This is a genomic window from uncultured Streptococcus sp. (assembly GCF_963516515.1).
Classification (GTDB): domain Bacteria; phylum Bacillota; class Bacilli; order Lactobacillales; family Streptococcaceae; genus Streptococcus.
This window is the reverse complement of sequence record NZ_CAUQCJ010000054.1, coordinates 1-7,686: the sequence shown is the minus strand read 5'-3', so window position 1 is coordinate 7,686 and position 7,686 is coordinate 1. Positions and strand designations below refer to the sequence as shown.

General features: G+C 40.8%; 7 protein-coding genes and 1 pseudogene. All 8 read right to left on the bottom strand.

The genetic code is table 11. From position 1 onward, the window contains the following. Positions 1-80: 80 nt before the first annotated feature. The 8 genes and pseudogenes from ciaH to RYL77_RS08490 all read right to left on the bottom strand — a co-directional run bounded on the left by ciaH (position 81) and on the right by RYL77_RS08490 (position 7,557). Complete coding sequence (gene ciaH, locus RYL77_RS08525; RefSeq protein WP_269795977.1) at positions 81-1,415, bottom strand: two-component system sensor histidine kinase CiaH; 1,335 nt, start codon at positions 1,413-1,415, stop codon at positions 81-83. After that, a complete protein-coding gene (gene ciaR, locus RYL77_RS08520) occupies positions 1,405-2,079 on the bottom strand; it encodes a two-component system response regulator CiaR (protein WP_000590627.1) in 675 nt (224 codons plus the stop codon). The genes ciaH and ciaR overlap by 11 nt, the downstream gene beginning before the upstream one ends. Before the next feature lie 107 nt (positions 2,080-2,186). Beyond that, the gene (locus RYL77_RS08515) at positions 2,187-4,733 is read right to left on the bottom strand and encodes a M1 family metallopeptidase (protein ID WP_315010963.1); all 2,547 of its coding nucleotides are present in this window, start codon (positions 4,731-4,733) and stop codon (positions 2,187-2,189) included. Positions 4,734-4,855: 122 nt separating this feature from the next. Further along, entirely contained in the window at positions 4,856-5,296 is a 441-nt protein-coding gene (locus RYL77_RS08510; protein WP_315010962.1) for an ASCH domain-containing protein, read from the bottom strand. After that, a pseudogene (locus RYL77_RS08505) lies at positions 5,238-6,141 on the bottom strand (putative PEP-binding protein). The gene RYL77_RS08510 and the pseudogene RYL77_RS08505 overlap by 59 nt, the downstream one beginning before the upstream one ends. After that, the gene (locus RYL77_RS08500) at positions 6,119-6,619 is read right to left on the bottom strand and encodes an NUDIX hydrolase (RefSeq protein WP_315010961.1); all 501 of its coding nucleotides are present in this window, start codon (positions 6,617-6,619) and stop codon (positions 6,119-6,121) included. Before RYL77_RS08500 ends, RYL77_RS08505 begins: the two are co-directional and overlap by 23 nt. Before the next feature lie 10 nt (positions 6,620-6,629). Then, a complete protein-coding gene (locus RYL77_RS08495) occupies positions 6,630-7,328 on the bottom strand; it encodes a 3-oxoacyl-ACP reductase (RefSeq protein ID WP_315010960.1) in 699 nt (232 codons plus the stop codon). After that, entirely contained in the window at positions 7,321-7,557 is a 237-nt protein-coding gene (locus RYL77_RS08490; protein ID WP_000141913.1) for a DUF2829 domain-containing protein, read from the bottom strand. The genes RYL77_RS08495 and RYL77_RS08490 overlap by 8 nt, the downstream gene beginning before the upstream one ends. Positions 7,558-7,686: the final 129 nt, after the last annotated feature.

The window sequence follows — 7,686 nt, the reverse complement described above, 5'->3', positions numbered from 1 at the left end:
GTGCCCACGGAGGACTTACACCTCAGATATACGACATGCCCGTCGTACTCCAAAATATCGCCCCAGTCGGAGCGATATTTTTATTTTTTCTTTTTAGATGGTGTGTGGATGGCTATCTTCACTTCAAAGATTGTTCCCTTTGGTTTATTATCTTTAACAGTAATGGTTCCTTTTAAGGCATCTACAATTTGCTTGGCTAGGGATAATCCTAAACCAAAACCACCTTTTTGACGAGTTCTAGCCTTGTCTACTCGATAAAAACGATCAAAAATTTTCTTCTTATCTTCTGCCGAAATACCGACTCCATTATCAGAAACCAGTAAATACAGATTGCGATCGGTCGCCGAGATAAGAAAATCAATTTCACCATCCTCCTCAGTGTATTTGATAGCATTATCAAATAGGATGGTCATCAGTTGTTTCAAAAGAAGCTGATCTGTGACAATCGTGCGATGGATCCGATTTTCAAAACGGAAGACACGGTCATTTTCCGAAGCAATCATCTCATAGTTTGTGAAAGTCGTATTGAAAAAACTGGTTGGAACTTCTGCAAGTTCCGGTTTAATCCCATCATCTCTACGCGCTAAGTTCAGCAAGTTTGTCGTCAAAAAACGCATATTTCGGACTTCTTCCAAACTCGATGCAATGCTTTCACTCACATCCATAATGGTAGCTTCTGGCTTACGGAAAAGGGTCTCTAAACGATTTTGCAGAACTGCAAGTGGAGTTCGTAACTCATGACTAGCATTTTCCACAAAGGACTGCTGCTTCTGCATACTCTCAAGCAGAGGTCGGACACTGACTCGAGCTAGATAGAGACTGGCAAGCAAAGACAAAATCCAGAAACTAGCCATCACGACCACAATCAGTTGCTCATGCTTTTGACTGGCCTGCTCCAACTGACTTGTATTAATCAAGACAGCCGCATACTTGATATTAGTTGAAACCGAACTGATATTGGTTTCCATCAAGATCATGCGATAAATTTCTTCTTGTCCATAGCTATTAAAAACTTGAATCTGATAGATATGTCCTAGTTCTTTCTTCTCTAACTTAATCTTATCCAATCCCAAAAATCGATTTCCAGAAAGGAGCTGGGTAAAATTCTTATCAAAAAGAATGACTTCTGTGTTGGAACTGACATTGGGTTTTACTTCAGTCTTGCTAGTATCTGTAGCCGCATTCTCTAAATCTTTAATCTCTTCTGTTGCCCTATTTACAGCAAGCTGAATAACTGCCTGAGGATTTTCACTTAGTCCATGAAGCTTATCATCCACCGAAGTATAAAGACTCGAATGCATGACTTGTAAAATAATCAGAGTCATGGTAGAGAAAATCAGAGTGAAGACACCAAAGTTGCGGATAAAATAACTAAAGTCATCCGCATACCATGTTTTTTTTAGTTTACTGAACATCTTTTAAAATATACCCAACACTGCGCAAGGTTTGCAAATTCTCTGCAAAAGTGGTTCCTTTTAATTTCTTACGGACTTTTGAAACATAGACTTCGACAACCGAAATCGTTGTATCACTATCAAATCCCCATAGACGATCAAAAATCTGCGTCTTAGGCAAAATAACATTTTGATTTTGAAGGAAGTAAACTAGTAAATCGAACTCTTTCCCCAGCAATTCGACAGGAGTATCTTCAACCTTAACGGTATTGGTTGACAAATTGATAAGAATATCTCCATAAGATAGCGTATTTTCATTAAATTTCCCTGAACGTTTGAGAAGGGCCTGAATCCGCATTTTGAGTTCTTCTAGGTAGAAAGGTTTGGTCAGGTAATCATCTGCTCCCAATTCAAATCCATGTCCCTTGTCATCCAAACTTTCCTTGGCAGTCATAATCAGAACTGGTGTCGTAATTCCCTTTTCACGCAATTCTTTCAAGACTTGGAAGCCATTTTTTTCTGGCAACATCAAATCGAGCAAAATCAAATCATAGACGCCACTTTCAGCTTCGTAGAGACCTTCTTCTCCATCAAATACCTGCATGACATCCGCAAAATCGTCTAAAAAGTCAAATACTGAATTTGACAGGCCTAGGTCATCCTCAACCAATAAGATTTTTATCATGAGAAACTCCTCCTTATTAAAACCATTATACCAAATTTGCCTTAAAAAAAACTCAACTCCCTCTTACTTTAAGAGAGAAAGTTGAGTTTTTATTATTTTACGAATGTTTAAGCTTTCCCATATTGAAGAACGACTGCTTCCACTTCAGCTTTTTCACGGTTAATCAAGTCAACACGCGCTGCAATGTCCTTGATTCCCATGCCGATATTACGGCTAAGAGCAAGATCAGAAAGTTGTGGTTCAAAGAACTCTTTGTATTCCGCCAAGCGTTGTTCTGTCTTAAATACATGGGCAGGAAGAATAACAAAACTATCGAAGCTCATATCTCCTCCAAGAGCTGCCTTAATCCAAGCCCAGTTTTCACGCGCCCAAGACCAAGCTGTTTCCTGAGTTGCTTGATGAGCTAGGAATTGGTAATACCATGCAGACAAGTCTTGTGGTTTGACCACAAATTTGTCCTTCCAAGAAGCAATCAAGGTTTGGATATTGTCCGCATCTTTACTATAGGCAAGAGCAGCTGCCAACTGACGTTTAAAGACAGCATCTGTTGCGTGCGTATAAGTATCAAGATAAAGTGCTAACAAGTCTTTAGTCTCATGATGTTTCATCTCATTGATAAGGACTTGTGAGCGAATAGCTGCTGGAAGTCCTGCAAGCTGATCATTGTGAGCTGCGAAGATTTGGCTAGCGACTTGACTAGCTTCTGCATCATTTGAGCGAATCATCATAGAAACAGCCAACTGACGAACCAATTCATCCTCATCTGATTCTCCATCTTTAGCTTCAAAACCAAGACGGTCATAGTTATGACGAGCCAATTTAGCAACCAATGCTTTGAAGGCTCTTTCAGCTTCTGTTCCTTCATCGATAAAGCGCTCAAGAGCAGAAATTACTTGAGAAACAGCTGAAACGACAAGGTAAGATTCTTCCTTAGCAAGTTTATCAAGAACTGGTAGCAAGTCTGCATAAGAAATGTGACCTGCTTCAGCAAGCAAACGACGTTCTTGGACGATTTGCAGTTTACTTGTGTTATCAAGCTCAACTAGGTCGGCAAGAACAGCTGCTAACAAGTCTCCTTGATAGTCGGTAATGTAGTGGGCTGTATTTTCAGTATTGAAACGAAGAGCTCCTTCATTTTCAGCAAGAAGAGCTGCGTAGCCTGGAATTTCGATACTTTCAGTTTCAAGTGTATCAGGCAAGCCTTTCCAGTTGCTATTGAGTGGCACAACCCAGAGACGGTTCTTATCTTCGTGCTCACCGATGAAGAATTGTTTTTGTGAAATCTTCAAGACATCATTTTCAACTTTGACAGTGAGAACTGGATAACCAGGTTGTTCCAACCAAGAATCCATGAAGGCTGCGACATCACGTCCTGACGCTTGACCAAGGGCATTCCAAAGGTCACGACCAATTGTATTGCTGTATTGGTGTTTTTCAAAGTAGGCATGCAAACCTTTAGCGAAATCAGCATCGCCTAGCCAACGACGAAGCATGTGCATGAGGCGGCTTCCTTTGGCATATACGATAGCGCCATCAAATAGCGTATTGATTTCATCTGGATGTTTAACTTCGACGTGAACAGATTGAACACCATCAGTCGCATCACGTTTCAAGGCAGACGGAACACCACCTGTTTGGAAATCTTCAAAGATATTCCAGCTTGGTTCAATAGCATCCACACAGACGTACTCCATCATGTTAGCAAAGCTTTCATTGAGCCAAAGGTCATCCCACCATTTCATAGTAACGAGGTTACCAAACCATTGGTGAGCCAACTCATGTGCCACTACAAGGGCAACTTGTTGACGACTGGCAAATGTAGAGTTCTCATCGACAACCAAGTAAACTTCACGGTAGGTCACAAGACCCCAGTTTTCCATAGCACCTGATGAAAAGTCAGGAAGGGCGATATGGAGAGATTGAGGGATTGGGTACTTGACTCCGTAGTAATCTTCGTAGAACTCAATTGAGCGAACGGCGATGTCCAGTGAGAAATCAAGATTAGATAGTGGGTGAGCTTTGGTTGAGTAGACACCTACGAGGGTACCGTTTTTAGTTTTAGCCGTTACTCCTTGTAAATCACCAGCAACAAAGGCCAACAAGTAAGAAGACATGCGAGGTGTTGTCTCAAACTTCCAGATACCTGTTTCCTTGCGGTTTTCAACATCGATTTCTGGCATGTTAGACAAGGCCAATTCACCTTCCGCTTGATCAAAACGTAGAGAGAGGTCAAAGGTTGCTTTGGCTTCAGGCTCATCCACACATGGGAAGGCTTCACGCGCGAAATGGCTCTCAAATTGAGTAGACAAGACTTCCTTCTTGACACCATTAGCTGTGTAGTATGAAGGGTAAATTCCTGTCATATTGTCTGTGATTTTTCCTGAAAAAGTAATAACCACTTCAACTTGACCAGCCTCAGTCAATTCAATATGAAGTGCTTCATTTTCATGGTCAACTGTAAATGGACGATCCTGCCCTGCAACTTCTACAGAAGCGATTTCCAAGTCTTTTTGGTGCAGGGAAATACGGTCACTCTGTGCTTGACCAGTGATGGTCACCTTCCCTGAAAACGTCTTGGTCTCACGACTCAAGTCTAAAAATAAATCATAATGTTCAGGAACAAATTGCTTAATAAAATGTTCAACTGCTTGCATAGTTTTCTCCTATTCTAAGTTTAAGAGCTAGAGCTCTTCTTCAAACAAACTTATTATATCATGTTTTGCTTGAGAAAAAAGGATTGGACGGTGATTTCCAAAACTTTCTTCCGTCTAACAGTCTACAGTGGGTAGACCTTGCGAAATTCTTCTAAAACAACCTTGCTTTCAGGTGTAAAAGTCAGTCCTGCTTCTCTCAGCCACTCGGCGAAACAATCCTCATGAACCTGACGCCAATAGGCTAGGGATTTGTCACCTTCACCTTCCTTAAAGGCATGTTGAGCAGAAACTTGATTGAAGGGCTGGACAGAAACCTTTGTAATTTCGACAATACAGACAGCCTGATTTTGACTGTCTAAAATGACATCGATGGTCCCTTCTCGTGGAAGGGGTTCGGCTTCTAGTGCATAGAGGTCGTAGGCTGAAGCCGTTGCTGTCTTTTCTCCTCTTAAAACCAAATCTGCCAAGAAATCAGCATCTACTCCAAAAGCCCAGGCATCTATCTCATCTCCAATTGAGGGATTGATTTGCTTGTAGGCATTCCACATTTCTTGCGGTGTCATAGGTTGCTCCTTTGTAATTTTTTACTCACTTCTTTTACATGTTTGAGGTGGTCTGGATGATCAATCTCTAAATCAAAAATCTCTGGAATAGAACTGTAGTGGATAATGCACTTGATACCCATCTGATTCATTTTTTGTATGAAGGAAACATTCAGATAACCTGCCACAGCAAAGTCAATCTTTTTCGTCCTTGCTTTATCCTGCATCTGTCTCAGCATATCTAACATTATTGGACTTTCCATATCATGCCATTGACTGTTTCTCACAGTCGCAAAAACAAAAGAAGTCAAATCATTCATTCCAACTACAATCTTTGAAATGCCCGTTTCCAGTATCCTATCTAAGTCAAAATATGCTGACGGTAATTCAATCATCGTGGCAATTTTCCCAGTAAAGCCATGCTGACGCAATACTGTAATAGCTTGTTTTAATTGATCGGCATCATTGACAAAAGGAAAAATAAGAGACAGATTGGGATTGGTTTGATAAACTTCTGTAACAACATGTGCCTCAGCTTGAAATTCATTCAGACACGCCAGTAAACGCCTAGTTCCTCTATAACCAAACAAAGGATGACCTTCGTCAAAACACTCTTTAGTCCCCTCTAAATAATTAGCTTCTGTATTCGTTAATTCTGAAAAACGATACCAGACTTCTTCACCTGAGTACAAGGAGCAGATAGTGTCTAGATAATCTTTTACAAATTGCTGACAACTTGCTAATATGATGTTTTGATTAAGCTCTCTCAACAAGTATTCGCCTCTAATCATACCTACGTGGTGCAATAACTGAGGATAAATTTTTTCAACAATTTTTTCGCCACTAAGGGCAAGTTGGTTTCTCATCATTCACCTTCCAATTCATATACAAGATCTTGTCCAGTTCTGGAAATCCTAATAATTCTGCTTTGACCTTCAAGACTAATGGCGATGCATTTTCTTCTGTGATTTTTTGAATATCCATCCAAATATATCCCAGTGAATCATTAACACCATCAGAGATAGCTTCAGAAATAGTAACTTGAGGTGCCTCCTCATTCATTTCAACATCATACAAGGCCATGATATGGTGAACCATAAAATTTGTTAACTCTTCCCTGACGAAAACATCGTAGATTCGAGGATTGGAGTAGCTTCTAACAGTAAATCCCGTCTCTTCCAAAACTTCTCTAATCAGAGTTTCCGTAAGTCCTTCACCAAGTTGTTGACTGCCACCGGGAAGGTCTAACCTATTTTTGTAGGGACCTGCTGTTTTTTGAATACAAAGAAGACAACCATGTTTATAGCAAACACCATAGACTCCAAAGTGATTTTTGATTTCCATCCAAGTCCTCCTACTTCAAAGACCAGCCACCATCTATTGTCAAGATTTGTCCTTGCATGGCACTCGCTTTCCCACTTGCTAAGAAAAGGCTAAGCTCTGCTATTTCCTCTGGAGCAATCCAGCGCTTGATTGGTGTTTCACTAGCCACCCAGTCAGCCAATCCACCTGGTTCAAAGTCCGCAGCTGTCATAGCTGTCTTGACAGCTCCTGGAGCAATCCCAAAGACCTGAATCCCATCTTCTGCATAGTCTAGAGCCAACTGCTTGGTAAAGCCAGCTAGTGCGTGCTTAGAGGAAGTATAAGCGTGTCCACCACCGCCTGCTAGACTAGAAGCGATAGAACACATATTGATAATGAGCCCTTTTTTATTCTCTAGCATTTGTGTCAAATAATACCGAGTCAACTCAACAGGAATCACGTAGTTAATTTCAAAAATCTCTTGAATTTCCTGCGACGTTTGTTCCAACAGTGGTTTGTAAGCATCCAAAACTCCAGCAGTATTGCACAAAACATCCACCTGAGGACACCAGTCAAAAATTGGCTCCAAGTCCAAGGTCAAATCTCTCTGTAAAAAGTGGAAATCACCCTCTAAGAGTGGATTTTCACCTTGGTCCACTCCATAAACTTGATAGTCCTTCTCTAAAAAAAGTCGAGCCTGAGCCAATCCGATACCTGAACTCACTCCTGTAATGAGTACACGCCTAGTCATGCACTTCTACCCAATCTGTCGCCAAAACATCACAAGGTGTCGGACTCCACATGGAAAAACCTTCCCCTTCTCCAGATACGTTGATTAGGAAATAGGGCGTTACTTCAAGCGCAACCCCATTTTGCTCGATAGTGTCAAAAAGTTGAACATAGTTTTCAGCACCTCCCCAACCAGTGCGTACATATTTTTTCTTAGCCTTTAAGCCAGGTAGGATTTCTTCAAATGTCATGTTATTCTCCTTTGATTCTACATTCTTCATTTAATTATAACAAAAAACCGCTTTGCAACGGCTTTTTGACTGTGATTTATTTACATCTGCTTCTACTTACGGCAAATTATTCCCTGCTGCAAGATAAAT

Coding starts and splice junctions, on each gene's coding strand:
- ciaR (WP_000590627.1), bottom strand. CDS start 2,079: ATGATAAAAATCTTATTGGTTGAGGATGACCTAGGCCTGTCAAATTCA.
- RYL77_RS08510 (WP_315010962.1), bottom strand. CDS start 5,296: ATGACACCGCAAGAAATGTGGAATGCCTACAAGCAAATCAATCCCTCA.
- RYL77_RS08500 (WP_315010961.1), bottom strand. CDS start 6,619: ATGGAAATCAAAAATCACTTTGGAGTCTATGGTGTTTGCTATAAACAT.
- RYL77_RS08515 (WP_315010963.1), bottom strand. CDS start 4,733: ATGCAAGCAGTTGAACATTTTATTAAGCAATTTGTTCCTGAACATTAT.
- RYL77_RS08495 (WP_315010960.1), bottom strand. CDS start 7,328: ATGACTAGGCGTGTACTCATTACAGGAGTGAGTTCAGGTATCGGATTG.
- ciaH (WP_269795977.1), bottom strand. CDS start 1,415: ATGTTCAGTAAACTAAAAAAAACATGGTATGCGGATGACTTTAGTTAT.
- RYL77_RS08490 (WP_000141913.1), bottom strand. CDS start 7,557: ATGACATTTGAAGAAATCCTACCTGGCTTAAAGGCTAAGAAAAAATAT.